General features: G+C 41.5%; 14 protein-coding genes and 1 pseudogene. 8 read left to right on the top strand and 7 right to left on the bottom strand.

The window, feature by feature from the left end; translation table 11 throughout:
• Positions 1 to 104 precede the first annotated feature (104 nt).
• Positions 105 to 323: pseudogene (locus H6G69_RS02470) on the top strand (UTP--glucose-1-phosphate uridylyltransferase); the annotation flags it as partial.
• A 178-nt stretch (positions 324 to 501) separates the two neighbouring features.
• Here the strand turns inward: H6G69_RS02470 and H6G69_RS02465 are convergent.
• From H6G69_RS02465 to H6G69_RS02455, 3 genes are all read right to left on the bottom strand, one after another.
• Positions 502 to 1,059, bottom strand: coding sequence for a Uma2 family endonuclease (locus H6G69_RS02465; RefSeq protein WP_190681141.1), 558 nt, complete (start codon positions 1,057 to 1,059; stop codon positions 502 to 504).
• Between the two features lie 74 nt (positions 1,060 to 1,133).
• The gene (locus H6G69_RS02460; protein WP_190681138.1) at positions 1,134 to 3,569 is read right to left on the bottom strand and encodes a PAS domain S-box protein; all 2,436 of its coding nucleotides are present in this window, start codon (positions 3,567 to 3,569) and stop codon (positions 1,134 to 1,136) included.
• Positions 3,570 to 3,824: 255 nt separating this feature from the next.
• Positions 3,825 to 4,568 carry a hypothetical protein gene (locus H6G69_RS02455; RefSeq protein WP_190681137.1) on the bottom strand — a complete coding sequence of 248 codons (744 nt, stop codon included), beginning with the start codon at positions 4,566 to 4,568 and terminating at the stop codon, positions 3,825 to 3,827.
• Between the two features lie 270 nt (positions 4,569 to 4,838).
• On the opposite strand from H6G69_RS02455, the gene H6G69_RS02450 reads away from it, so the two are divergent.
• Positions 4,839 to 7,250, top strand: a complete 2,412-nt coding sequence (locus tag H6G69_RS02450; RefSeq protein ID WP_190681134.1) for a GH116 family glycosyl hydrolase — start codon at positions 4,839 to 4,841, stop codon at positions 7,248 to 7,250.
• A gap of 234 nt (positions 7,251 to 7,484) precedes the next feature.
• Here H6G69_RS02450 and H6G69_RS02445 read toward each other — a convergent pair whose 3' ends face one another.
• Positions 7,485 to 8,618 (bottom strand): glycosyltransferase family 4 protein, encoded by a 1,134-nt coding sequence (locus H6G69_RS02445; protein WP_199335662.1) that lies wholly within the window; start codon positions 8,616 to 8,618, stop codon positions 7,485 to 7,487.
• Positions 8,619 to 8,782: 164 nt separating this feature from the next.
• Positions 8,783 to 10,234, bottom strand: coding sequence for a lipopolysaccharide biosynthesis protein (locus H6G69_RS02440; RefSeq protein WP_190681131.1), 1,452 nt, complete (start codon positions 10,232 to 10,234; stop codon positions 8,783 to 8,785).
• 437 nt (positions 10,235 to 10,671) lie between these two features.
• On the opposite strand from H6G69_RS02440, the gene mazG reads away from it, so the two are divergent.
• The gene (mazG, locus tag H6G69_RS02435; protein WP_190681226.1) at positions 10,672 to 11,514 is read left to right on the top strand and encodes a nucleoside triphosphate pyrophosphohydrolase; all 843 of its coding nucleotides are present in this window, start codon (positions 10,672 to 10,674) and stop codon (positions 11,512 to 11,514) included.
• 64 nt (positions 11,515 to 11,578) lie between these two features.
• On the opposite strand, the gene H6G69_RS02430 is transcribed toward mazG, so the two are convergent.
• Positions 11,579 to 13,048 carry an aldehyde dehydrogenase family protein gene (locus H6G69_RS02430; protein ID WP_190681129.1) on the bottom strand — a complete coding sequence of 490 codons (1,470 nt, stop codon included), beginning with the start codon at positions 13,046 to 13,048 and terminating at the stop codon, positions 11,579 to 11,581.
• 541 nt (positions 13,049 to 13,589) lie between these two features.
• Between H6G69_RS02430 and H6G69_RS02425 the strand changes: the two genes are divergently transcribed.
• The 3 genes from H6G69_RS02425 to H6G69_RS02415 all read left to right on the top strand — a co-directional run bounded on the left by H6G69_RS02425 (position 13,590) and on the right by H6G69_RS02415 (position 21,260).
• A complete protein-coding gene (locus H6G69_RS02425; RefSeq protein ID WP_190681128.1) occupies positions 13,590 to 17,615 on the top strand; it encodes a response regulator in 4,026 nt (1,341 codons plus the stop codon).
• A 78-nt stretch (positions 17,616 to 17,693) separates the two neighbouring features.
• Positions 17,694 to 19,004 carry a glutamate-5-semialdehyde dehydrogenase gene (locus tag H6G69_RS02420; RefSeq protein WP_190681127.1) on the top strand — a complete coding sequence of 437 codons (1,311 nt, stop codon included), beginning with the start codon at positions 17,694 to 17,696 and terminating at the stop codon, positions 19,002 to 19,004.
• A 66-nt stretch (positions 19,005 to 19,070) separates the two neighbouring features.
• The gene (locus H6G69_RS02415; protein WP_190681126.1) at positions 19,071 to 21,260 is read left to right on the top strand and encodes a pentapeptide repeat-containing protein; all 2,190 of its coding nucleotides are present in this window, start codon (positions 19,071 to 19,073) and stop codon (positions 21,258 to 21,260) included.
• A 190-nt stretch (positions 21,261 to 21,450) separates the two neighbouring features.
• Here the strand turns inward: H6G69_RS02415 and H6G69_RS02410 are convergent, their stop codons facing one another.
• Complete coding sequence (locus tag H6G69_RS02410; protein WP_190681125.1) at positions 21,451 to 22,650, bottom strand: Vps62-related protein; 1,200 nt, start codon at positions 22,648 to 22,650, stop codon at positions 21,451 to 21,453.
• An 808-nt stretch (positions 22,651 to 23,458) separates the two neighbouring features.
• Here H6G69_RS02410 and hisD point away from each other — a divergent pair.
• Entirely contained in the window at positions 23,459 to 24,748 is a 1,290-nt protein-coding gene (gene hisD / locus H6G69_RS02405) for a histidinol dehydrogenase (protein WP_190681124.1), read from the top strand.
• A 140-nt stretch (positions 24,749 to 24,888) separates the two neighbouring features.
• Entirely contained in the window at positions 24,889 to 25,659 is a 771-nt protein-coding gene (locus tag H6G69_RS02400; RefSeq protein ID WP_190681123.1) for a phosphatase PAP2 family protein, read from the top strand.
• Positions 25,660 to 25,730: the final 71 nt, after the last annotated feature.

The raw sequence follows: 25,730 nt of genomic DNA, 5'->3' as shown, positions 1-25,730 counted from the left end.
TGCGATCGCAGTTTGCTGATACTGGTTTCTCATTGTTCCTTGTTTGATAGTTTTATTTCTCCGTATTATCTCGTAGTCTTTTTCAGAAATCAAATATGATTCCTATATTTGGTTTATATATACTTACGCCAAAAATATTTAGTTGTTTAGCAGAAAGTATTAATCAAAATTTACGCGATCGCGGCGAATTTCAGCTAACATCCTCTCTCGAGAGTTTATGTCAGCAAGAAGGCATGAGTGGCTATGTTATCCAAGGAAAATGTTTTGATACAGGCTTACCTGATGCTTATCGGCAAACGCTGATTGATTTTAGAAATGCGTAAAGGTAGGCGTAATGAACAGCTATAGCAATTCTCACTTAAGTGAGGTACAGAATCAATCTTTAAAACGCAAAGGAAAGCGCAAAGGTAGACTGAGGTTTGCCCAATTCTATGAGCGATGTTCTGAGTATCTCAGCAGATTAAGAAACACTATAGTATTTTGACTGCTGACATCAAATATTTAAGGTATTCCTGCCTGTTGAAAAATTTGTGCGGGTGTAATTTGCAGCCCTTCCAATAAAGAATCTGCTAAACTATCTTCGCCTATTTTTGTTTGGGGTCGGGTATCAGGATAGAAGACGGTAACTGTTTTGGCTTTGGCATCGATTACCCAAACTCTCAGCACACCTGCATCGAGGTAGTCTGTAGCTTTAGCACTCATTTCACCAAAGCTTTGGTCAGGAGAGATGATTTCGATAGCTAAGTCTGGGGGGATGGGGCAAGGTTCATCGGTAATGACATCGCTATTCAACCGAGAATAGGAAACAAATAGTAAGTCTGGTACGGGAACCCAGTCTCTACCTTTGCGTTTTAAGGTGACTGCCCACTCAACCCCAACTTCACCACGGTTTTTTGCCCACGGTGTTAAAAGTAAAATTATGACGGTTGTTAGTCGGGAATGAAATCTTTTTGGAGCCATTTTGGGTTTTGCTTGACCATCAACTAATTCGTGGGTGATATCTCCTGGTGGAAGGGTAAGGAACTCTTCAAGGGTGAGTTGAGTTTTGGCAAGAGTCATAGCGATCGCATTTCCTTGGCGATTAAACTTATTATGTCTGCCTTTGATGGAAGTGGGGTGGTAAGCCTATGCGCCTAAACAACAGAGATTAAGGGCAATTGGACTGTAAATGTTGCTCCCTGTCCTTCTCCGGCACTCACAACGCTGATTTTACCGCCATGTGCTTCCACCACTTGACGAGCGATGGCTAATCCTAAACCTAATCCACCAAAAGCACGAGTTGTCGAACTATCCTGTTGTTGAAATAAATCAAATACAAACGGTAAAAATTCAGGTTGGATGCCTTTTCCGGTATCACTTACCTGAATTTGGGCATAACGACCAACACAAGTAAGTTGCACTGTCACTTTTCCTTCTAGCGGGGTAAATTTAACCGCATTAGACAGTAAATTCCAAAAAACCTGTTGTAACCTACCTGCATCTCCTCTCACCTGTCCAACTAAAGGATCGAGTAAAACTTCTAACTCAATTGCTTTTGCGGCCGCGGCTAAACGCACCGTTTCTAAAGCAGCAGTGATTGGTTGTGATAAATTAACAGCAGCAAAATTCAAAGAAAGTTGGCCACGCATAATTTGAGAGACATCTAGGAGATCACTAATCAATTGCAACTGTTGTTTGGCATTGCGCTCGATAATGCTTAAACCCTCCTGAATCTTTTCGCTACTGTTCTTGAGCTTTGGTGATTGCAGTAGTGTGGCCCAGCCTAAAATGGGGTTAAGTGGAGTTCGCAGTTCGTGGGAAAGGATGGACAGAAATTCATCTTTGCTCCGGTTGGCGCGTTCTGCTGCGGCGCGTGCGGCTTGTTCTTGTTGGAGTAATTTTTCGCGTTGAGTTTCAATGGCTTTACGTTCAGTAATCTCTTCACAAACTGTACTAATGCCAATCACGCGATCGCCATCTTTCAAAGGTAAGAATTTTTCTAACCACACACGCTCTACCCCTGGTTGTGCTGGAGTCTCCCCGCGAATTTCTACATTTAATAGTGGTTCTCCGGTTTCTAAAACAGAACGCAATACTTCTTCTGCTGTGTCGGCAATATTCGGCAGTAACTCTCGCACAGTTCGCCCGATGTGTTCTTCTACTGTAAATCCATTGATTTCTGCCAATCGCTGATTAATTCGCACAAAGCGCAGGTCAGTATCAAGAATGTTCAACCCAATAGGAGCAGACTGATAGATAGTTTCAATTTCTGCTAGTTGTCGTTGTAAGGTTGCCTGACTTTCCCGCAATTGGGCTTCTAGTCGTTGACGTTCTGTCACATCTGCCGTTATCCCAATTAATTTGGTTAACTGTCCTTGCTGGTTAAATAGCGCGCGTCCGATTTCTTCTAAGGTGACGATTTGACCATTGGGACAGATGACTCGATAGGTAGTTTTATAGGTGTTTTTTTGCGGTGTTAATGCTTGGATGCCTGCAATAAAGCGCTCGCGGTCTTCAGGATGGACTCGTTGAAAAAAATTACTGCCTGTATCTTGTTCTGCGGCGGCGGCACTTAAGCCTAAGATAATACCACACTGAGGCGATCGCTTGACGGCATCGCTGTTGCACTCCCACTCAAAAGTAAAGATGCGAGCCACTTCCATCGCTAACTGATTGCGCTCTTCACTTTCTCGCAGGGCGGCATTTAGCTGTTCTAACTGGGCTGTCCTTTCCGCCACCCGCTTTTCTAGTGCTTCATTGGCAATTTCTAAGGCTTTTTCTGTCTCTTTTTGCCTTGTCATGTCACGGGCAACGCAGTATATTACTCCCTGGTCAAGCTGGGGTGATGCTGTCCATGATAACCAACGGTAAGAGCCTTCTTTCGTGCGGTAGCGATTCTCAAAATTTAGAGTCGGCATTCCTGCCTTTAATTTTTCCATTTCTGCCAACGTAATCGTGTGGTCATCTGGATGTACGAAATTCAGAAATGGACTGCCTAATAATTCTGTTGTGCAGTAACCCAGTATTTTTGTAAATGCAGGGTTCGCGCGCTTAAAGTAGCCATCTATACCCACGACTGACAGCAAATCCAAGGATCTCTCAAAGAAAAACGCTTCTTCCGATCCTGATACGGCCGTATTCTGTTTCTGGTTATTCATGCTAGGGGAGCTTTGCAATTCTAGAGACGGATCTGTGACACAAAGCCCCATTTGCTCTGTAACATCGGCAAAGGTGGCTATCACACCGTAGGGGGTACATCCGTCTGCCCACAACGGCTCTGTTTGAATCAATATCCAAACAAGTTTTCCACAGGGTTGATACAATCCCATCACTACATCATTACAGGGTTTTCCTGTATCTAATGTCACCATTGCTGGATGAGTATCTCCTGGGAAGGGAGTTCCATCAGCATGAATCGCTTGCCAAGGTGGTTCAGTGGAATTCCAGCCTTGAATTTGTTTTAGCGTCAACCCCAAAATTTTTTCCGCAGTCTGATTACAGGCTTGAATGCTGCCATCTGCCAGCTGCAACAAGACTCCACTCTCATAGGTGTGAGGTAATGAAATCAATGAGGGAGCCAATTTATTCATAGTTGTGATCCAACAGAATATTCAGACGGAATAACAGGACTATTGGGTAGCTCAACAGAATTATCGCAAACTCAACCACAGAAATTAGATTTAATTAGCAGAAAATAACAGATGGGTGGCAATAATGCCACCCATTTCCAGAATTTTGCTGAATTTATTCCCTGACCAGAGCTAAATTACAGTACAAATGAACTGATACATTCTCGCTTAGTATCAAGCCCCTAAATTTATTTATGGGGATTTCCCTGTTCCCTCTTAAAGACAGTTAGTTGCCAAAGCGGAATTGACTGTTGTTAAATCTCCCTTGAATACTGCTGTGTATGTATAAGGCGACGAACCAGCACAAGTCATCGGACTTTTATCAGCACGACGAGGTAGCCACCATGACTGACCATATACAGTTAAATTTGTCCCATTCCATCCCAAGTTGTTGACCAAAAAAGAGTTAGTTTTGCCATCACTGGGCTTTTTCGCAGTTAAAAATGTGGCATAGTTAACATTGCCATTAGTCGGATCAATTCGAGCGATAATTGCGACTTTTGCGCCACCGCCACTACCATAGCTCGACAGCCAACGACCACTAGTAAAGCGGCGAAAATCATTTCCAGGTTGAGTACCTGTTGCCGAAAAAACACCATATAAAACGCTACTGCCATCCCACAGCAAGCCGTAGCCTGTTCCATCATCATTGGTGGTTTCGTAGTCGCTCCGACACCATTTTTTCACACCGTTATCAAACCGGACAATACGCGGATCTTTGTTGTTAGATGATACTTGCTGATATCCGATGTAAATAGTTGTCGTACCTACCGTTACCTTCGGGCCGTTTTTAGCCTTAATAGTTGCTTCTGTGTCATTGCAATTAAAACCCACAGTTTTCGCTACCGATGTTTGCACACTAGTTTGTGCAATGACTGGAGGATTTGCGAAATTAGCACTGAAAGCCAAAGGTAAAAATGCAAATCCTAAAGATTTGAGTAATTTCTGACGATTAATCATGGAACTTCACTGTTTGCCGAGTACAGGAAACAACACACACTAACATATAGTTCAATCAGTATATATACCAGGAAATAGGCCGGAAAATGGCTGAGTGACTAGATTTTTCCGAATTTAGGACTGACCCAGAAATATCATCTGTGGAGATTGGGTTGAGGACTTGCCGTGAAAAGTCAGGTAATTTTTCGTTTTCCTTGGTCAATCCTATTGAGAAAAATGACACATCGCGTTAAGCTTCCTTAGCGTAACTGCACGCGGTAACATCAGGCGATGACAAATCAAACCTCGAAGGAAATTCCCTCCTGCACTTGGAACCGTCCCATTGGCCTTGGTTGGGAAAAACCCTATACAGTTCGCTACGCTAGTAATCTTGATGATGGCCCTTGGCATGGTAAGCCTTTGGGTGGTTTTGGTGCGGGTTGCATTGGTCGTTCTTCACGGGGAGATTTTAACCTGTGGCACATTGACGGCGGTGAACATATCTTCAAAAATATTCCGGCTTGTCAATTTAGTGTGTTTGAGTCTGATGGCGGATCTTCTCAAGCCTATGCTTTGTCTACGCAAGCACCAGAAGACAACAGCTTGCAAGCTTGGCAATGGTATCCAGCGAGCAGTGAGTTAACTTCCACCGGAACTTATCACGCTTTATACCCCCGCAGTTGGTTTGTCTATGAAAATGTCTTGCAAACCCAGTTAACTTGTGAGCAATTTTCACCGATTTGGGCAAATAATTATCAAGAAACTAGTTACCCTGTAGCAGTATTTTTATGGCAAGCTCATAACCCGACTCATGCACCGATTACCCTGAGTATTATGCTGACTTGGCAAAATATAGTTGGCTGGTTTACTAATGCCTTAAAGTTACCCAAGGTGCAAATCCGCGATGATGGTAGCCCAGTTTATGAGTATCAGCCACGCTGGGGCGAAAGTAAAGGAAATTACAATTATTTAGTGGAAGATGCGGGATATTGCGGTTGTGTTTTAGGGCGAGAGGGCGTTGCAGAACCTCTGCAAGAAGGAGATGGTAGTTGGTGTATTGCCACAGTGCAACATCCACAAGTAGAAGTTTTTTATCACACAAAATGGCAACCACAAGGTAATGGTGATGATTTGTGGCAAAGCTTTGCTACGGATGGTTCTTTGCCTAATTATCTAGATACTACACCAGTTGGTGAAAATCAACAGCTAGGAACGGCGCTCGCTGTGCGTTTTACTCTCCAACCAGGAGAAACTTTAGAAGTTCCGTTTGTCTTAGCTTGGGATTTACCTGTGACAGAATTTGCCGCCGGAATTAATTATTACCGCAGATATACAGACTTTTTTGGTAGGGGTGGGAATCAAGCTTGGTCAATAGCGACGACTGCCCTACAAGAATATCAAACCTGGCGATCGCAAATTCAAACTTGGCAGCAGCCAATCCTCAACCGCCAAGATTTGCCTGACTGGTTTAAAATGGCTTTATTTAATGAGCTTTATGACCTAACTAGTGGTGGTACTCTCTGGAGTGCCGCCTCGGATGTTGACCCTATCGGTCAGTTTGCGGTATTAGAATGCTTAGATTACCGTTGGTATGAAAGTTTAGATGTGCGGTTGTATGGTTCCTTTGCGTTGCTGATGTTGTTTCCTGAACTAGAAAAATCAGTGATACGGGCTTTTGCCAGGGCAATTCCCCATAGCGATGACCATCAAAGAGTGATTGGCTATTACTATACCATTGGTGCAGAGACAACAACCGCCGCCCGGAAAATTGCCGGGGCGACACCCCACGATTTAGGCGCGCCCAACGAACATGTCTGGGAAAAAACTAACTACACTTGCTATCAAGATTGCAATTTGTGGAAGGATTTAGGCAGTGATTTTGTATTGCAAGTATACCGAGATTTTCTGCTGACGGGTGCTGATGATGTGCAATTTTTAGCTGATTGTTGGAATGCAATTGTGCAAACACTCGATTATTTGAAGACTTTTGATAAAGATAATGATGGAATGCCTGAAAATTCTGGCGCACCAGACCAAACTTTTGATGATTGGCGTTTGCAAGGTGTGAGTGCTTATTGTGGTGGGCTGTGGCTGGCGGCGTTAGAAGCAGCGATCGCAATTAGTGATATTTTAGTAACGCACCCAACACAGAAAGCAGAGGAATTAATTAAACAGAAGTCTATCTATGAAGCTTGGTTAAGTCAGTCTCGCCCTATCTACCAAGAAAAACTCTGGAATGGACAGTATTACAAGTTAGATAGTGAGAGTGGTTCGGCTGTAGTCATGGCAGATCAATTGTGCGGTCAATTTTATGCCCGACTGCTCAATTTACCCGATATTGTACCAGGCGATCGGGCCCTTTCTGCTTTAAAAACTGTGTATGATGCTTGTTTCTTAAAATTCCAAAACGGTCAATTTGGTGCGGCGAATGGTGTTCTTCCCGACGGTTCACCAGAAAACCCCAAAGCTACCCATCCTTTGGAAGTTTGGACAGGAATTAACTTCGGGCTTGCTGCTTTTTTAGTACAGATGGGGATGAAAGATGAAGCATTCAAGCTAACACAAGCAGTAGTGCAGCAAATTTACGACAATGGACTGCAATTTCGCACACCCGAAGCCATCACAGCAGTGGGTACTTTTCGCGCTAGTACTTACCTGCGGGCAATGGCAATTTGGGGTATTTATTTAATTATCAATCAGTGATGTTGTAGACAATGACAAGCACTCTACTAATATTAGTACTTAGGCTGTAAGACGAAAAATTCAGGGTGTGGGGGTATAGGGGTGTATGTATCTAGAATATTTCCACCCCATACCCTTTCACCCCTACACCCAATCTCCAAAAACAATTTTGGTGCGTAAGTCCTGAATATTCAGAGTGCTTGTGATTTTGTTATTGCATGAATTACTGTGTTGCTTCTGTTTTTGATAGGATTTTTATTTATTAACATTACTCTGACAAGAACGGTAAACATTAGCTGTCATTGCTGCAATCTTCTGCCAACCATAATGTTCAGCTAACTGAAAGTTATGTTGCCCCATTAACAATAACTCGTGCCGCTTTTCGATAGCATATCGCATAGTATTGATTAAGCCATTATTATCATTTATTTCATATAACAACGGTAATCCAACATCGTCAATGATTTCTCCAATACAACCTCGACGTGGTGCTATACAAGCTCTAGCAAACGACATTGCTAAAAGTACTGAACTTGATGTTAAAATATCCCGGTAGGGAACGATCACTGTATCACAAGCATTCATATAAAGTTGAATTTCATCATTAGGAACAAAGCCTGGAGAAAATTTTATGCGGTGATCATCACCTATTATTTCTCTCAATCTATCTGTCATTTCTTGACTGTTATTATGCACTCTGCCAGCAATAACTAGTTCAATGTTTTCTTCTGGTAATTGGTGAAATGTATCTATCAGTTCAAATATACCTTTGTAAAGACGAATTTCACCAAGAAATGTAAAAACAACGCTCGTAGGTTTTAACCCTAAGCGTTCTCTGGCAGTTGACTTATCAATTGTGTTTTCATAAAAACCAATATAATTACCGTTTGGTACAACAAAAACCTTAGCTTGATTGCGGATTAAGAAATGTTTGACAGCTTCTGCTTTGGCAATTTCACAATGGGTAATAATAGCGTCAGCTAATTCTGCAACTACAATGCTAAGGGTACGCTCAAAAATTAAATTAGCCTTTTCATGATTCTTGAGGTTGTGTACCGTCCAAACAATTTTGATGTTACTCAATTTTAGAAGAACTAGCTGAAGAACAATAATCACTAATTTGATGGTATTAATCAAGGAATTGTTCTTTTGGAAGAATGGATGCAACCAGTGTAAATGGATAAAATCCACCTTTTCTTGAGAAAATAATAGTGGGATAAAGAAACTTTGCGAAGATGAATCACTAGGGAGATTGAGTTCAATACCTACTGTCTCTAAATTATCAATTAACTGTGTGATGTATGGGTTATCGTAGACAAATTTAGGCAAAAAAGCCGATTTAATTTTCCTCGTTTCCCAGTTGATTGTTGGAGGATTAATTTGTCTCATGTTATTTATGGATTTAGTAATGTTGTTTGTGAAATGGCAAACTTATTTTACTTGTTAAAAATAAAATGAGTTTGGCTAAAATTTGCCAAAGCTATGCTAACTATTCAGCACAATGTGGTTCATCTCTCTAAAAGATGATTTATAACGTCAATATGTTTACGGTTTTAACGGGCAATATTGACTACTTGCCAAAATAATTTGGGTGCAATTAAGTAAATTGACAAAACGTATACTATAGTACCTACAACTATACAAACACTTAGTAATGCCAAAGGACTCATTAATGTAGCACAAAAAGTTTTCACAATAATAATAGCAATCAGCATAAATATTGTGCCTGCTAGAGGAATACAACCTTGGCGTAGATATGTGCCTATATTAATGTGAATTAACTTCCGAACGACCCAAATATCAATGGGGGCCATTACATAACTTCTAATCACATAAGCTGCTGCAACAGCGACAATTCCCCATTTTACTGATAAGGCAAAGACAATAACATTAGTAATAGCTTGTAAAATATCTAGAGCTAATTTCCAATACGGTTTACCCACAGCCATCATCACAGGAGTATTGAAATAAAAATAGGCATAAAGAACTCCTATCATGTTTAAAACTTGCATGACGGGAATACTTGGTATCCACTTTTCTCCAAAAATCACAACTACTATTTCTGGTGCTAATACTACAGTTGCTAAAAACCCCGGAAACGTAATTAAACTAGTAAATTGAATGCCTTTATAAAGTGCGTTACGTAATCTTTCCGGTTCTGCTTGTAAGCGCGAAAAAGTAGGTAAAGAAACCTTGACAATCACAATAGTTAGTAATTGTGTGAGATTGAGCAGCAACCGATAAGCAACGCTATAATATCCCAATGCGGTAGAACCTAAAAAATAACCAATTAAAAGGTCGTCAGAACGACGATTTAAGAAGTTAAATAAGTTCATACCCATGACATTTACGCCAAAAGAAAATAATTCTTGGAAGTGTTTTGGCGAAAATCTAAATCCTGGTCGCCAGTCACTTACCCACCAAAGTACTAAAACTTGAGCCAAACTATTAGTTAACTGCTGACCAACAAGACTCCAAACGCCAAATCCCATCAAGGCCAAAACTACACCTACTACCCCACCAATAATTCCTGCTAGTAATGAGCGTAGAGCTAAGGATTTAAAGGCGAGTTTTCGTTGAAAAATTGCTTCTTGAACGCTACTAAAACCACTAATTATAAAACCTAAAGATAAACAGCGAATTATTTGCGTAATCTGTGGTTCTTTGAATAAATCAGCAATTAATCCAGCACAAGCAATACTTAATATTGCTGCTAGGGTGCTAACTCCTAAGTTAGTCCAAAAAGCAGTATCTAAATGTTCTTTTTCTAGGTCTTGGCGTTGCACAATTGCTTGAGAAAGACCTTGGTCAAGAAAGATTTGCAAAAAATTTAAAAATATCGTGGAAAGAGCAACTAACCCGAAAGTTTGCGGCCCTAGCAAGCGTGCCAATACTAAGAAAACACCGATTGAGATAACTTGTCTTCCCCAACTGTCTAAAGCCGACCAAAATACTCCTTTAATAGCTTTTTGGCGCAAATTCGATGATTCTTTAGTGGTTTGCATTGCAGATTTGAGCGGTAGAGTAGCTGAGATATAACTTGTAGAGCTTAGTTTGGGTTCAAGATTTTAGGTTAATTTAAGTTAAAACTCTGATGCTCTAGTAACTAACTATCAAAGTTCATGATTTCTTTATATAAACTAAATTTTAATGATGTTTACATAAAATATTTAATTTTGACATAGCGTCATAACTGGCTTAAATATGCCATAATGCTTAGATACTTATAAATATGATTATGCAGTAGCAAAAATTACCTAAGCGTAAGTCAGATGTAATTGCGATCGCTACTATTTGTGAACCAATAGAAAACTGAAAATTTAGCTAGATTATTGACTCGGCAGCAAAATAGAACTGTTAAAGTTCTCAGACCAACTCAACCGCAATAGATCGTAAAGTAAAAATTGCGAACTAAGCGATGTTAAATGGGTGAGAGCTGATGATGGAATCAAATCAAAATCTCCAAAATGCCGAAACACTGGCGGCTTTGCAAGAATTGATTGATGTGGTGGCAAAGTTAAGATCGCCTGATGGTGGTTGTCCTTGGGATTTGGTACAAACTCCTCAAACCCTGATTCCATATATAATCGAAGAAGCTTATGAAGTGGTAGACGCAATTAAAAGTGGCGATCAAAATGCGATCGCGGAAGAACTCGGTGACTTACTCTTACAAGTAGTACTACAATCCCAAATTGCCAGTGAATACAGTCAATTTAGCCTCAAAGAAGTGGCTCAAGGGATTTCCCAAAAATTGATTCGCCGTCATCCCCATGTGTTTGGTGATGTGTCGGTGCAGAATGTTGATGAAGTACGGCAAAATTGGGAACAAATCAAAGCCGCAGAAAAAGGTGAACCATCCCCAGAAAATCAACAACTGAGTGCTAAACTCAGCCGCTACGGACGGACTCTTCCCCCTTTGATGGCGGCGATGAAAATTTCTCACAAAGCGGCGGCGGTTGGTTTTGAATGGGAAAGTATTGATGGGGTGTGGGCTAAGTTTCACGAAGAGTTAGCAGAGTTGCAAACAGCCTTAGCCGAGGAAACACCAGACCGCCAAGAAGCAGAATTAGGCGATCTCTTATTTGCCATTCTTCAAATTGCCCGTTGGTATCATTTAGATCCAAGTGCGGCTTTGCAAGGCACAAATCAGCGGTTTGTGCAACGGTTACAAAAAATGGAGGCAGTGGTTGACCGCCCCCTTTCTGATTACAGTTTGGATGAGTTGGAGGCACTCTGGCAACAGGCAAAAGCCCAACTTGCCCAAGAGCCTAATCAAGAACTTTAGATTTTAGATTGGGTAATTTATCAATCGACAATCTAAAATCCAAAATTGATTGATACATCCCAGTTTACAATTTGATGGTAACAGTCTTAACTTCGGTATATTGCTGCAAGCCATATTCACCTAGTTCGCGCCCAATGCCAGATTGCTTAAATCCACCAAAGGGGGCAGCAGCGTCAAATACATCGTAGCAATTTACCCAGACTGTACCAGCCCGTAAGTTATTCGCGATCGCATGGGCTTTGGTAATATCCTGAGTCCAGACGGCGGCGGCGAGACCGTACATGGTGTTATTAGCCCGTTCGATGACTTCGTTAATATCTTTGAATTTGATGATGCTCATCACCGGGCCAAAGATTTCTTCTTGAGCTATTTTCATTTCGTCACGGACATCTGCAAAGACAGTGGGGGCGATGAAGTAACCTTTATCACCTACTTGTTGTCCACCACAAAGCAGCTGCGCCCCTTCGCGCATTCCCGATTCAATGTAACCCATGACTCTGTTAAATTGCTCTTGGTCTACTTGCGGCCCTTGTTGAGTTTCGGCATCAAAAGGATCGCCCACAATTCGCTGTCTGGCTTTTTCGACACTTCTAGCCACAAATTCGTCGTAGCATTTTTCTTCGACAAACAACCGCGAACCAGCACAGCAACATTGACCTTGGTTAAAGAATAAAGCATCATGAGAGCCGGCGATCGCGGCATCCATGTCTGCGTCAGCAAACACGATGTTAGGACTTTTACCACCTAATTCCAAAGTGACGCGCTTGAGGTTACTTTTGGCGGCTGCTTCCATAATTAAATGTCCCACTTCGGTAGAACCTGTGAAAGCAACCTTATCAATATCTCTATGATGGGCGATCGCAGATCCAGCAGTTGGCCCGTATCCTGATAATAGATTCACTACCCCCGGTGGAAAACCAGCCTTAATAATTAACTCTCCTACCCGCAAAGCTGACAATGGTGTTTGTTCAGCAGTTTTCATCACTACAGTGTTACCTGTCGCCAAAGCTGGTGCTAACTTCCACGCCTGCATCAATAAGGGAAAGTTCCAAGGGATAATTTGCCCAACTACACCCACAGGTTCATGGCGCGTGTAACAAAAATAAGACCCCTGAATGGGAATCGTTTTACCTTGTACTTTATCTGCCCAACCCGCATAGTAGCGATAACAAGCAATCACTAAACCCAAATCTCCCAATGAATGGTTGAGTGGTTTACCATTATCTAAGGTTTCTAACCGCGCCAATTCATCAATATTTTGTTCTATTAAATCTGCTAACTTATAAAGCAACTCGCCGCGACGAGTGGCTGAAAAATTGCGCCATTCTCCGCCGGTGAAGGCTTGACGCGCTGCTTGCACTGCTTTATCTACATCTGGCGCATCGGCTTCGGCTACCTCACAGATAGTTTCACCCGTGGCGGGATTGATCGTTGCAAACTTCTTACTGCTGATACTATCTACCCATTCATTATTAATCAGCAGTTTGGTTGGGCCGACTTTCACCTGTTGCCTTGGTTGCGTCGTTGTCACCATTTGTCCCTCCTGGAACTTGTGGAGAAAAATTTGCTGAAATCTATTAATTATGTTGTCGTTAATACAGCATAAAATCTGATTTTCTTTATAAAACTTTTGACTTTACTAATGAGAGATTTTGGTTCATACTCAACCCAAATCTTTAAATATAAAATTGTTTTATTGCCAATTGTCCACTGTCGCCAGAAAGAATTAGAGAGAATTTTATTTGAAGACTTATATATATGTGTGTGGAAAATTTTGCGAAAAATCACAAAATATACAGCAACAATATCCTTAACTATTGAATTAGTGCCGAGTCTGAGCTTTGGGCAATTGATAAATTAAATAAAAGTGCCAGTTTCTTAATTTTTTATTAATTATTAAATCCCCAGTGTGCTAGGATAAATCCTCAGTAAAATGTATACAACAGTTATCCTGCGCCCACAAAAGCAAATATAAGTTTTTTTGAGAAAATTCACTTTGCTAACTAGTAGGAACTGCAAAGGCACAGTTAGTTGATTAGTGCCGTCCAGACTCAGAAGATGAGAGATTGATCCAGATGAATGAATGTAGTAATCATCTTTTTGCTGGCGATGGAGAGATGGCGGTACTGGTGCGATCGCATAATTGGTCACAAACACCTTTAGGCAAAATTTCTACTTGGTCATCTAGCTTGCGGACAGCAGTGAGTATTTGCCTCAACTCTCGTTTTCCGATGGTGATTTGGTGGGGAAAAGAATTAGTCCTGATTTACAACGATGCTTGGCGAGCTATTTTAGGCACAAAACACCCAAACGCCTTAGGAAAATCTGGTTGGGAAGTTTGGCCAGAAGTTTGGAATATTATTGGCGAACAACTGAATAATGTCCTAGAGACAGGACAGGCAACTTGGTTTAACGATCTTTTACTGCCGGCAATGCGCTATGGCTATCTTCAAGAAGAATACTTTACTTATTCTTACAGTCCCATCTTTTTAGAAAATGGTCAGGTGGGTGGAGTATTTACCGCCGTCACCGAAACGACAAAGCGCGTGATTGGCGAGCGCCAACTGAGGACATTGCGCGAATTGGCAGCCAACACCCTAGCAGCCAAGTCTGTAGAGAAAGCTTGTCAAATTGCTTGGGCAACCTTAGCCAATAATCCCTATGACATTCCCTTAGCGTTGTTGTATCTGGTGGAAAATGATGGCAGACAAGCGCGCCTAGTGGAAACTATTGGTATTGCAGCCGGAACTTTAGCCAGTCCTCAATATGTAAATTTGACCCAGACTGCTGATAACTGGCAACTAGCACAGGTAAAAAATACAGGTGAAGCCGCATACATTGATGATTTAAAGACTCGCTTTGGTGAATTGTCTGGGGGAGTGTGGGAAGAATCACCCCGTGCGGCGATAGTTTTACCAATTACGCAATCAGGACAGAAACAACAATTATCTGGGCTATTAATTTTGGGTGTGAGTCCCCGACGGCAATTTGATGATGATTATCGTGGCTTTTTTGATTTAGTTGCCAATCATGTAGCAACAGCGATCGCTAACGCCTATGCTTATGAACAAGAACGCCAACGTGCCGAAGCTTTAGCATCTTTGGTGCAAGAGTTAGTTCACTTACATGGCGGTTCAGTAACTGCCAGTAGTGTTGAAGGTGAGGGAAGTTGCTTTACTGTCTCAGTTCCTAGCGACTGGCATCATTTACCCCAAGAGCGAATTAGTCATACTCCAGTAATATCTCAAACTGTCAGTGTAAATTCATACATAGAAAAATCGTGGCGTTGTCTACCTGAAGAAGGGAACAGGGAACAAAATCCGACTCCCTCTTGTGGTCATATCCTCCTGGCTGATGACAACGCTGATATGCGAAATTATGTGCAACGGCTGTTGCAGGAAAAATATGCAGTTGAGGCAGTTGCTGATGGCTTGGCGGCTTTGGAACGCATTCGGCAAAATCCACCTGATTTACTGTTGACAGATGTTATGATGCCGGGAATGGATGGATTGGAGTTATTGCGATCGCTCCGCGCTGATCCGCAAACCCGAGAAATCCCCATTATCCTCCTATCAGCAAGATCAGGAGAAGAATCACGCATCGAAGGACTAGCAGGTGGAGCCGATGATTATTTAATTAAGCCATTTTCAGCCCGCGAACTCTTGGCGCGGGTGGAAGCCACCTTAAAAATGACTAAGTTACGGCGGGATGCAGCCAAGCGGGAACAAGAATTGCAAATTGTCAGTGAAGCCGCCCAACGTCAAGCCCAAACTGCTACCGCTAATTTAGAAAAACTCTTAGCAACCATTCAAGATCAGTTTTTCATTCTAGATCGGGAATGGCATTTTGTTTATGTTAGCGATCGCTTTGTGGAAATGGTCAATACCCCGAGAGAGTGTCTCTTAGGTAAAATTATTTGGGATGTATTTCCTGATACCGTGGGTGGTGAGTTTGATATTCAAGCCCATCGAGCATTGGCAGAGCAAATATTTGTCGAGTTTGAGTACTTCTATCCGCCTTGGCAACGCTGGTTTGAAAACCGCATTTATCCTTCCCAGGAAGGATTATCAATATTAGTAACCGATATTACTAAGCGTAAACTAGCAGAAACCGCAATACACAAAAGTGAAGCGATCGCTAGAGCCAGGGCCGAAGAACTAGAAACCCTGATGCAAATTACCCCAGTAGCTCTTTGGATTGCCCACGACCCCAACTGTCACTACATTACAGCCAACAAAACCGCTTACGAATTGATGGAAGCTGAACCTGGGGAGTTAGCAACAGCCACACCAGAAGATGGCTCTTATTCACTCAAGTTTAAGCAACTACGGAATGGGAAAGAAATTGCCCCTTACGACTTACCAATGCAAAAATCCGCCAGAACGGGTCAACCAGTTACAGACGAGTTGCAATTTGTCTTTGAAGACGGCACAGTAAAATTTATTTATGGCAGTTCCGTGCCTTTAAGGAATGAAGATGGTGAGATTCGCGGAGTAGTAGCCGCCTTTGTCGATATCACAGAACGCAAACATACCGAAGAAGCCTTAAAAGAAAGTGAGTTGAACTTTAGAACCTTGGCAGATACCATGCCCCAACTATTTTGGACAACCCGTGGTGATGGTTATCATGAATACTTCAATCGTCGCTGGTACGAGTATACAGGCATGACTTTGCACGATACCCAAGGTTGGGGTTGGAGTAATTTATTACATCCAGATGACCGACAAAGATGCTTGACAGTCTGGAATGAATCTTTACGGACTGGCAAAGACTATAACATTGAGTATCGCTTCCGCCGCGCTAGCGATGGGCAGTATCGCTGGTTTCTCGGACAAGCATTTCCCCTGCGGGATCAAAATGGGCAAATTATTCGCTGGTTTGGTTCTTGTACAGATATTCACGACCAAAGATGTGCCTTAGAAGAACGTGATTTAGCCTTAGAACGAGAACGCGCTGCCCGTGAAGAAGCCGAAGTAGCCAACCGCATTAAAGATGAATTTTTAGCCGTACTATCCCACGAATTGCGATCGCCTCTCAACCCCATTCTCGGTTGGACAAAACTGTTATTAACTCGCAAATTTGATGAACAAGCCACGAAAAACGCCTTGCGAACTATTGAACGCAATGCCAAATTACAAACACAATTAATTGAAGATTTATTAGATGTCTCGCGGATTCTCCGTGGCAAAATGGTGTTGAATGTTTGCCCTGTAGATTTAACCACAGTCATCACCGCCGCCATCGAAACGGTGCGGTTAGCCGCCGAGGCTAAAAAAATTCAAATTCAAACAGTCATAACATCTCAGCTTGGGTTGGTTAATGGAGATTCCGCGCGGCTTCAACAAGTTTTGTGGAATTTGCTGAGTAATGCCGTTAAATTTACACCAGATGGTGGACAGATCACCATTCAGTTGCGGCAATTTGCTACTAAGGCGGAGATTCAAGTTCAAGATACAGGTAAAGGCATCAACCCAGAATTTTTACCCTACGTTTTTGAATACTTCCGTCAACAAGACGGTTCCACTACGCGCAAGTTTGGCGGCTTAGGCTTAGGACTCGCAATTGTCCGTCACTTAGTAGAATTACATGGTGGCACAGTCAAAGCCACAAGTTTAGGAGAAGACAAAGGCGCAACATTCACTGTCACTTTACCTTTAATTGCCACCGTCCCCAAAGTAGAAGAAGTCATTACGCCTGTGGTGATAGCTGGTGATTTAAGCAATTTAAAAATTTTGGTAGTAGATGATGATGAAGATATCCGAGAGTTACTGCTAACAATTTTGGAACAGTATGGGGCAACAGCCAAAATTGTGGCATCCGCCCAAGAGGTTTTGGCTAATTTAGATAAATTTCAGCCTGATGTATTGATCAGTGATATTGGTATGCCAGATATTGATGGTTATATGCTGATTCGGCAAATTAAATCACAAAAACCCGAAACTTTCCGCAAATTACGCACTATTGCCCTTACCGCCTACGCTGGAGAACTCGACCAACGGCAAGCCTTAGCCGCAGGCTTCCAACGTCATATTACCAAACCCGTTGATCCAGAGGAATTAGTTGTGGCGATCGCCACTCTTGTTAAAAGTGCTGAGTGCTGAGTCATTTAACTATTGACCAATGACTAATTGATAGTATGAGTTAAAGGTTTGTGCCATAATAAAGAGTTATTTTTTGACATGACTATTGTTGAAGTTGCGTCTTCCCTAGTTGATATCGCCGCCAACACTCGCTTTGCTGCCAGCAAGTTAGCAATTCTTTCTACCGAGGCGAAAAATCAAGCTATCGAAGCGATCGCCCAAGCATTAGAATCAGCAAGAGAAGAGATATTGCAGGCGAATATAACAGACTGTGAAGCGGCGGAAGCCCAAGGAATTGCTAAACCTCTATATAAGCGGTTGCAGTTAGATGAACATAAATTAAGAGATGCGATCGCAGGTGTACGTGATGTTGGTAAACTAGCTGATCCTGTCGGTCAAGTGCAGATTCACCGCGAACTGGATACAGGCTTAGTTCTCAAGCGCATTACTTGTCCCTTGGGTGTGTTGGGGATTATTTTTGAAGCGCGTCCCGAAGCTGCCATTCAAATTGTTTCTTTAGCTATCAAGTCTGGTAATGGTGTAATTCTTAAATGCGGTAAAGAAGCAGTGCGTTCTTGCGAGGCGATAGTCAAAGCAATTAAACAAGGATTATTGCAAACTGCTGTTAGTCCTGATGTGGTGCAATTGCTAACCACCAGAGAAGAAACTTTAGAACTTTTAAAATTAGATAAATATGTAGATTTAATTATTCCTCGAGGTTCTAATTCTTTTGTGCGGTTTGTACAAGAAAATACTCGCATTCCTGTACTTGGTCATGCTGAGGGCATTTGTCATGCTTACATAGATAAAGCTGCTGACATTACCAAAGCAATTGAGATTACTGTTGATGCCAAAATACAGTATGCTGCGGCTTGTAATGCCATTGAAACTTTATTAGTTCATCAATCAATTGCGAGTGAATTTTTACCTAAGGTAGCAGCCGCTTTACAAGCTAATCATGTGGAATTAAAAGGCGATAACCGCACCTTAGAAATATTGCCAGAAATTAACCAAGCCAGAGAAATCGATTGGGAAACAGAATACAGCGATTTGATATTGTCGATTAAAATTGTAGACTCTTTAGAAGAGGCGATCGCACATATTAACAAATACGCTTCTCGTCACACCGACGTAATTATTACTGAAGATATCGCCACTGCTGAAACATTCTTTGGGTTGGTCAATTCCGCCGGAGTATTTCACAATTGTTCTACACGCTTTGCTGATGGCTTCCGCTATGGTTTTGGTGCAGAAGTTGGCATCAGTACCCAACAAATGCCTCCCCGTGGCCCTGTTGGTTTAGAAGGGTTGATAACTTATAAGTATCAAATAACTGGTGATGGTCACATTGTCGCTAGTTACACAGGAGCCAATGCCAAGCCTTTTACTCACAAGGATTATCCTTGTTAAATAACAAATGTTCTTTGTGTCTTTGTCGTTAAATTCTGCTGACAAAGACACAAATGCTATGAAATTATGCAAAGCTGTATTCACAAAGCTTGGCAATTAATCTTTGCGTTTTGCCTAGTTTTTTCAACCTTACTTATTCCATCGTCAGTTTTAGCTGCACAAACACTAGAACGCACACCTCTAACTCTCGAAATCTTGCAAGAAAAACTCCGCACACCCATACTCCGCGAAGGTAATTTAACTGTGGATTTGCGGCAAATGGTGATTGATTTGCGTCCTGAAAATGCCAGTTTTCGTGATAGTTTTTATCAATTACTCAGAAAAGAGTTACAAAAAGCTGGGACTAAAGCTTTAGGTTTAGATATTAGCAATTCTTTAATTCAAGGGGATTTTTTAGGTAGTGAATTAGGTTTACGAACGCCTTTATACATTCAAGCGATCGCACCAATTTTCACCCCAACAGAACAAGCACAATTAGAAAGTCTCCGTTTAGTATGTTTACAATCTCTCGCAATTGCTTTACCTACATCTAAAGATTGTCGTTCGCTATTAGCAACTGATTCAAATATATCGGGAGAAATTAATGTTTTTCGCGGTGCTTTAACTCTAGAAAACACTCGTTTTAACGGACAATTACAGTTTGCTAATACTTTTTTTCTCCAGTCTGTAGATGCTCAAAATGCTATATTTTTACAACCTACTAATTGGAGTGCAGCTAGATTTAGTCGTTTTGTAAACTTTACGGGGGCTAATTTTCGCCAACCGAGTAATTTTCAAGGTAGCATTTTTTTTGAGAAAGCTAATTTTAAACAAGTGCAATTTCAAGAACTTGCTGATTTTCATGGCAGCATTTTTCAGGATTCAGTTAGTTTTAATGAAGCTATATTTAAGCAATTAGCTAAATTTAGTCAGATTCAATGGCAAGGTAATTCTGATTTTTCGGAAGTGCGTTTTGCCAATCAAGCACAATTTACCAAAGCCAATTTTCAGCAGACTTTTTCTGTCGCAGAGTCTACTTTTGAACAAGCTGTAATTTTTCGGGAAGCCCAATTTAACCAACCTCTAAATCTTCAAGGTGCAGCTATTCTAAATTTAGCAGATTTTAGCGATGCCAGTTTTAGCAAAACTGCTTTTTTAAACGTACCGAGTTTAAGCTTTAATTCTAATCAAGCCAGAATTTTAGGTAACGTGGGACAGATTGGTAAAATGTTTTATGTGCCTAATTTGCAAGGTAATCAAAACGTCTTAAGAAATTTAGGGCAGAATTTTCGTCAGCAACAACAAATAGCCGATGCTAATCAATTAGAGTACACAAAACAAAGACTGAGATTAACACAATTAAGTCAAAAGCTAATTAGAACAAATATAAATAATGCTTCAATAAATCGGTTATTACATTTAGGTTTTTCGCCAACTCAAGTAGAAGCAATATTGAATCGTCGCGTTGTCCAACCTTTCCTTAATAGCAGTGAGTTACTAACTTTAGCCGATATCGATTTAGAAATATACAATAAATTAAAAAATAGCCTCAGTTTTGGTGAACCGCTTTCGTTAGGTAATTGGTTATTGCAAGCTTGGAGTTGGCTAGCTTTGAGTTTACTGCTGTTATTAAGTGGTTATGGGACAAATTTTTGGTTAGCTTTGGGTGTGGGTGGTGTGGCGATCGCTTATTTTGGTTTACTATTTTGGCTAGTAGACCGTTATCGTCGGCTGCGTCCTGTGGCTATTATTCCCACATATTACGAAACTGTCTCAATATTCATTGGTTTTAGCTGCTTAGAATTTTTGAGTTTATTGGCAATTTTTCGCAACGCCGAACAGCCTTGGCTAACGCTGGGATGTCTATTGATAATTATTATCCCTGTACCAATCACTTTAGTAATGCGGCTATATCAACAAGGACGCTATCACGATTTAATGGATGTTTCTTACTTTACTGAAGATGGCACATTTCGCCAATTGCGATTATTAATTGGACGTTTACCAGTGATTCCCAGAAACCAAACATTTCGGGAAAGATATATGCCATTGTTAGGCGATCGCAAATGGAACTGGCTGAATTATTATGACTTTAGTTTGAATAACTTAGTCAGATTAGGCTTTAATGATATTCGTCTGCGCGACCAACATTTGCCAGGAATTGTAGCAACTCTAGCTTGGTATCAATGGAGTTTAGGCATATTGTATATTACCTTAATTTTGTGGACACTTTCGCGCACTATCCCTGGATTGAATTTGTTGATTTATCTCAAATAAATACCAATTAGAAAAATGATTGAGACAGATGGATGGGTAGAACCCAGACTTAGACAGCAATTCCTCATCTAAAATTCAAAATGGTATAATAGGATATACTCATATCGAAATTTTAGTTGCACTGTCAAAGCAGAATTCAACAGTGCAACATTTTAGAACTTGATTAGCTTAGGGATTGATGATACTTTTCCTAGTCTGGATATTGGTCTTTTACCGTACTGTTAGCTTGGATTTCCCAAGAATTGCCTACTACTGACCCGTCTGATCTTCTTAAAGTAAATCGATTGGTTTTTGTCCATAAAGCTATAGCTTTATGTGGCGGTATATTATAAGTATCAGTGATTGTGTCCTCTCTCATTTGAGTAAAAGAAGAACTAGATTCAAAACCCATTTGTATACTGAATGTAGCTGACATCTTGGTTGAAGCTACACCCTCAATCCCTGCACTCGCTTCTGTTGTGATTGATATACCTGTCTGGACACTAAATGTTTGCGTGTCTGTTTTAGATATCCCAATTTTGACAGAATACTCTTTACTATCAGTGCTATCAGTTCTGTTAAAGACGTGCCACTGAAGAGTGTAAAATTCTTCTCTATCAAGACGATAAAACGGAGAATAATTTACTTTCCAAATTAAATCATGTAGATCGTCTTTAATCGCAAAGAAAGGAATCCAAACATAGTTTGCTAGCTGAGGTTCAGTTCTTGCAGCTGGTTCTTGGGTACTTACTAAAGTTGGCTGGCGATTGTCTATTTGATACTTCTCGAAAGGCAGTTTCAGTTTTAGGCAATTCATCACAGGATGACTATTTGGGCGAGTGTGAGAAGCCACACCATAAAAAGTACCTGGTGCTATGTAAGAATATTCTTCATATCCAGAAATAGGAGGAGAGTTAATTTCCCACGACCCGAAATCTGCATCTGCTTCTGTTCCCTTATCTATCCATATTTGGCTACCTGGTTGCCCTTGTACGACTAAATCTTGCCGAACACACCTAACTTCATCAAGGCTGGGTTCATTATAATTTAGAGTTGCAACTAAGCCTAATGCTACATAACCATTAGGTGGAATAGGTCTCCAAAAAGCCCCATCCAAATCTGCACCTGAACCTTTATCTTTCCAAACTAATTCATAACCTGTAGGACGAGCTAATGCTCCACTTTTTAATTCTTTGACAGCTACTACTACTCCTGTTGGAGTATTGTAATTAGCTTGTCCATAATGCCCAAGATTATAATATCCTGCTGGCACAACAGGTTTATAGTAAGCTCCATCATAGGCTCCACCACTTCCTTTATCCCACCAAATAAGTTCAAATTGATTTACAAGCTTAATAGCTAAGTCACCACAATTTAACTCTGTCTGGACTTTTACAGGTATAGCTACCATGATTTAGACTCCTAAATTAGTAGACTGTGAAAATGCTTGGTAATTTTCGTGGATTTCTGTACAAATTCACTATCAATAATTCATCTCCAGCAAAATATCATCACAGCACATACAGCCACTAACTTGAAGATTCTAGTGTGACTTGTACTTTTTGATAAGTTGCTTTCAACGTTTAGTGATGTTTGTACTTTTAGTCTTCGGAAATTTTTATGAGAAGACTAGAAAATTAAGCTGAAAATCTAACGGCAAGCAGATAACAGCTTGTTTACTGCTTATAAACTTTATAGTAAATGTACATTTGCTGTAGAAATAACTGACGCAATATTTCTTAATTCTGTAATACAAGTACTTATACTTTGCATAGAAACCTACCAAGAGCGGGCTTTCTGACCCACCCACCCCACCAGATGAATAATTGATTTCTGGGAAATGCTTGCTACCCTATTTTCAGAGACTTCCAACTAAACAAATATCCAATCATCAGAGCTAGCAGAGAGTTCAGAGGTAGACAAATATTTGTTTCAATATCTTTTCTTTGATGGTTGATGTTGCATCATTTAATTTCTGGCAGTCCTTAATTACCCAATAAAGGGTCGATGACCAAGCCCTGTTGGGGCAGGGTGTGGAGGAAGAGAGAGCATCGAACCACCCTTAGAAGCCCCCTCTTTCAGGATGATTGCACCATCTGGAGGTTCAAGCCCCGACCAATGCAGTCTTCACTACACCCAACACCCTGTTTTTGACACTAGGGGTAAACTAATCCTCTACACTAAATAAATATTGACCTTACTGCTAAAAAGTACTGTCCATGCTATTTCTACAAACTACCAACCAAGATTTTTCAGTTAAATTTCAAGCCCTAGTGAGCGATCGCCGCGAAGCAACGGTAGATGTTAGTGGTACAGTACATGGTATTCTCGCCGATGTCAAAGCGCGGGGTGATGCCGCAGTTAAGGAATATACGACGCGTTTTGACCATTTCAGCCCCGAATCTTTGCATCTGAGTGCCGATTTTATTGCTGAACAAGCAGCCAAATGTCCGGCTGATGTGAGAACTGCTTTAGAATTAGCAGCCGAACGCATCGGTACTTTTCACCAAAAACAATTGCCCCAAGATATTGGCTACACCGATACCGTCGGCGTAAAACTAGGGTTAAATTGGGTTTCGCTGTCCCAAGTCGGAATTTACGTCCCCGGAGGACGCGCCAGTTATCCGAGTTCCGTCCTGATGAATGCCTTACCTGCCAAAATCGCGGGTGTAGAACGCATTGTGATGACTGTACCCATGCCGCGCGGTGAAATTAACCCGGCAGTTTTAGCGGCTGCCCAAGTTGCTGGTGTGACGGAAATATATAGTATTGGTGGGGCGCAAGCCGTAGCCGCCCTCGCCTATGGTACAGAAACTCTTAAGCCTGTAGATAAAATTGTTGGCCCTGGGAATGCTTATGTAGCCGAAGCCAAACGTCAGGTATTTGGGACTGTAGGTATTGATAGCATCGCTGGGCCTTCCGAAATTTTGGTTGTCGCTGATGATAAAAATAATCCTGAGTGGATAGCCTGGGATTTATTATCGCAAGCCGAACACGACCCCAGCGCCCAATCAATTTTAATTACTGATTCTGAAAGTTTCGCCCACCAAGTTATCGCCGCCGTGGAAAAAGTTCTCACTAATTTGCCCAGCAAAGAAGTAGCGAGTGCTAGTTGGCAAAATCACGGTGCTGTCATTGTCGTGAGTGATTTGACACAGAGTATACCACTATTGAATCAACTGGCTCCCGAACACGTTGAGTTGTGTGTTGATAACCCGCAACTATTAGCTAGTCAAATTAAATGTGCAGGAAGTTTATTTTTAGGACGCTACACCCCAGAAGCTATTGGTGATTATTTAGGCGGGCCGAACCATGTCTTACCAACTTCCCGTTCGGCGCGGTTTGCTTCTGGGTTGAGTGTGTACGATTTCCTCAAACGCATTACTTATTTAGAATGCAATCAAGCAGCGTTGCACGAAATTGGCAAAGCGGCGGTGACATTGGCAGAGGCGGAAGGTTTACCAGCCCATGCAGGGAGTGTGGCTGTGCGTTTACAATCACCTAAATAGTGCTGAGTGCTGAGTGCTGTTAGCGGTAGCGGGGCGTTTAGCCCGTGCTGAGTAAAAAGCAAAATTAATTGTACTCAGCACTTTCAACTCAGTAATCTTGAAAAGGTTGGTCATTTCTTGTACAAAACACAAAAATTGATATGGAAGCAGAGAAAACATCTCCTACTCAGAGTAAGTCACTGGTTTCTTTTATCAAAAATCTGCTGGTTGCCCGTTGGCGATCGCTTTTGTTATTATTTGCTGCTATATATTTACCATTGCAGATATTTCAAATCCTTGCTACCCAGGTTTGGCAATATCAAGCTGGCTTTCCTTGGGATGTGCCAGTGCTTTTGGCAGTTCACTCTACAGCTAACCCCCAATTAGATGCGGTGGCGGTGGTGCTGACTAAGTTAGGTTCGTTTTGGACTGTGTTGCCAATTTTATTAACCATTGCCATCATTTTAATCTGGCAAAAACATTGGCGATCGCTAGTTTACCTCCTCATCACTGCATCTGGCAGTGCCTTTATCAATCGCACCGCTAAGGAACTATGGCATCGCTTACGCCCAGATTTATGGAAATCTCTCGCACCAGAGTTAGATTTTGCTTTTCCTAGTGGTCATGCGATGACGAGTACAACTTTGGCTGTGATTTTATTAGTATTAGCTTGGCGGAGTTCCTGGCGTTGGGCGGCACTAATTTTTGGTAGCTTATATATGTTAGCTATTGCGTGGACACGTCTATATTTAGGTGTTCACTTTCCCAGTGATATTATTGCTGGTTGGATGGTGGCGATCGCTTGGGGAACAGGGGTGAGTATGATTATTAAACCCTATCTGGTGAAAACTGTACCCGTTGTAGATGTGGAACCTGCGGGTGAAACATCGCTGTTAGCGGAAGAGAAAGAAGAGTTAGCGGCTACAGAATAAAAATATCTTAAGCACGATCGCACCTTTGCCTACCACGCAGTATCTTAAAAATATCAGTTGTGGGATAGCGA

Origin of the sequence: Nostoc sp. FACHB-110, assembly GCF_014697425.1 — a bacterium.
Taxonomy (GTDB): Bacteria; Cyanobacteriota; Cyanobacteriia; order Cyanobacteriales; family Nostocaceae; genus Nostoc_B.
This window is presented reverse-complemented; position numbering and strand designations above follow the sequence as displayed.

Bases quoted from the DNA above. Each gene is read 5' to 3' on its own strand.
- H6G69_RS02465 (WP_190681141.1), bottom strand. From the start codon at position 1,059: ATGACTCTTGCCAAAACTCAACTCACCCTTGAAGAGTTCCTTACCCTT.
- H6G69_RS02460 (WP_190681138.1), bottom strand. From the start codon at position 3,569: ATGAATAAATTGGCTCCCTCATTGATTTCATTACCTCACACCTATGAG.
- H6G69_RS02455 (WP_190681137.1), bottom strand. From the start codon at position 4,568: ATGATTAATCGTCAGAAATTACTCAAATCTTTAGGATTTGCATTTTTA.
- H6G69_RS02450 (WP_190681134.1), top strand. From the start codon at position 4,839: ATGACAAATCAAACCTCGAAGGAAATTCCCTCCTGCACTTGGAACCGT.
- H6G69_RS02445 (WP_199335662.1), bottom strand. From the start codon at position 8,618: ATGAGACAAATTAATCCTCCAACAATCAACTGGGAAACGAGGAAAATT.
- H6G69_RS02440 (WP_190681131.1), bottom strand. From the start codon at position 10,234: ATGCAAACCACTAAAGAATCATCGAATTTGCGCCAAAAAGCTATTAAA.
- mazG (WP_190681226.1), top strand. From the start codon at position 10,672: ATGGAATCAAATCAAAATCTCCAAAATGCCGAAACACTGGCGGCTTTG.
- H6G69_RS02430 (WP_190681129.1), bottom strand. From the start codon at position 13,048: ATGGTGACAACGACGCAACCAAGGCAACAGGTGAAAGTCGGCCCAACC.
- H6G69_RS02425 (WP_190681128.1), top strand. From the start codon at position 13,590: ATGAATGAATGTAGTAATCATCTTTTTGCTGGCGATGGAGAGATGGCG.
- H6G69_RS02420 (WP_190681127.1), top strand. From the start codon at position 17,694: ATGACTATTGTTGAAGTTGCGTCTTCCCTAGTTGATATCGCCGCCAAC.
- H6G69_RS02415 (WP_190681126.1), top strand. From the start codon at position 19,071: ATGCAAAGCTGTATTCACAAAGCTTGGCAATTAATCTTTGCGTTTTGC.
- H6G69_RS02410 (WP_190681125.1), bottom strand. From the start codon at position 22,650: ATGGTAGCTATACCTGTAAAAGTCCAGACAGAGTTAAATTGTGGTGAC.
- hisD (WP_190681124.1), top strand. From the start codon at position 23,459: ATGCTATTTCTACAAACTACCAACCAAGATTTTTCAGTTAAATTTCAA.
- H6G69_RS02400 (WP_190681123.1), top strand. From the start codon at position 24,889: ATGGAAGCAGAGAAAACATCTCCTACTCAGAGTAAGTCACTGGTTTCT.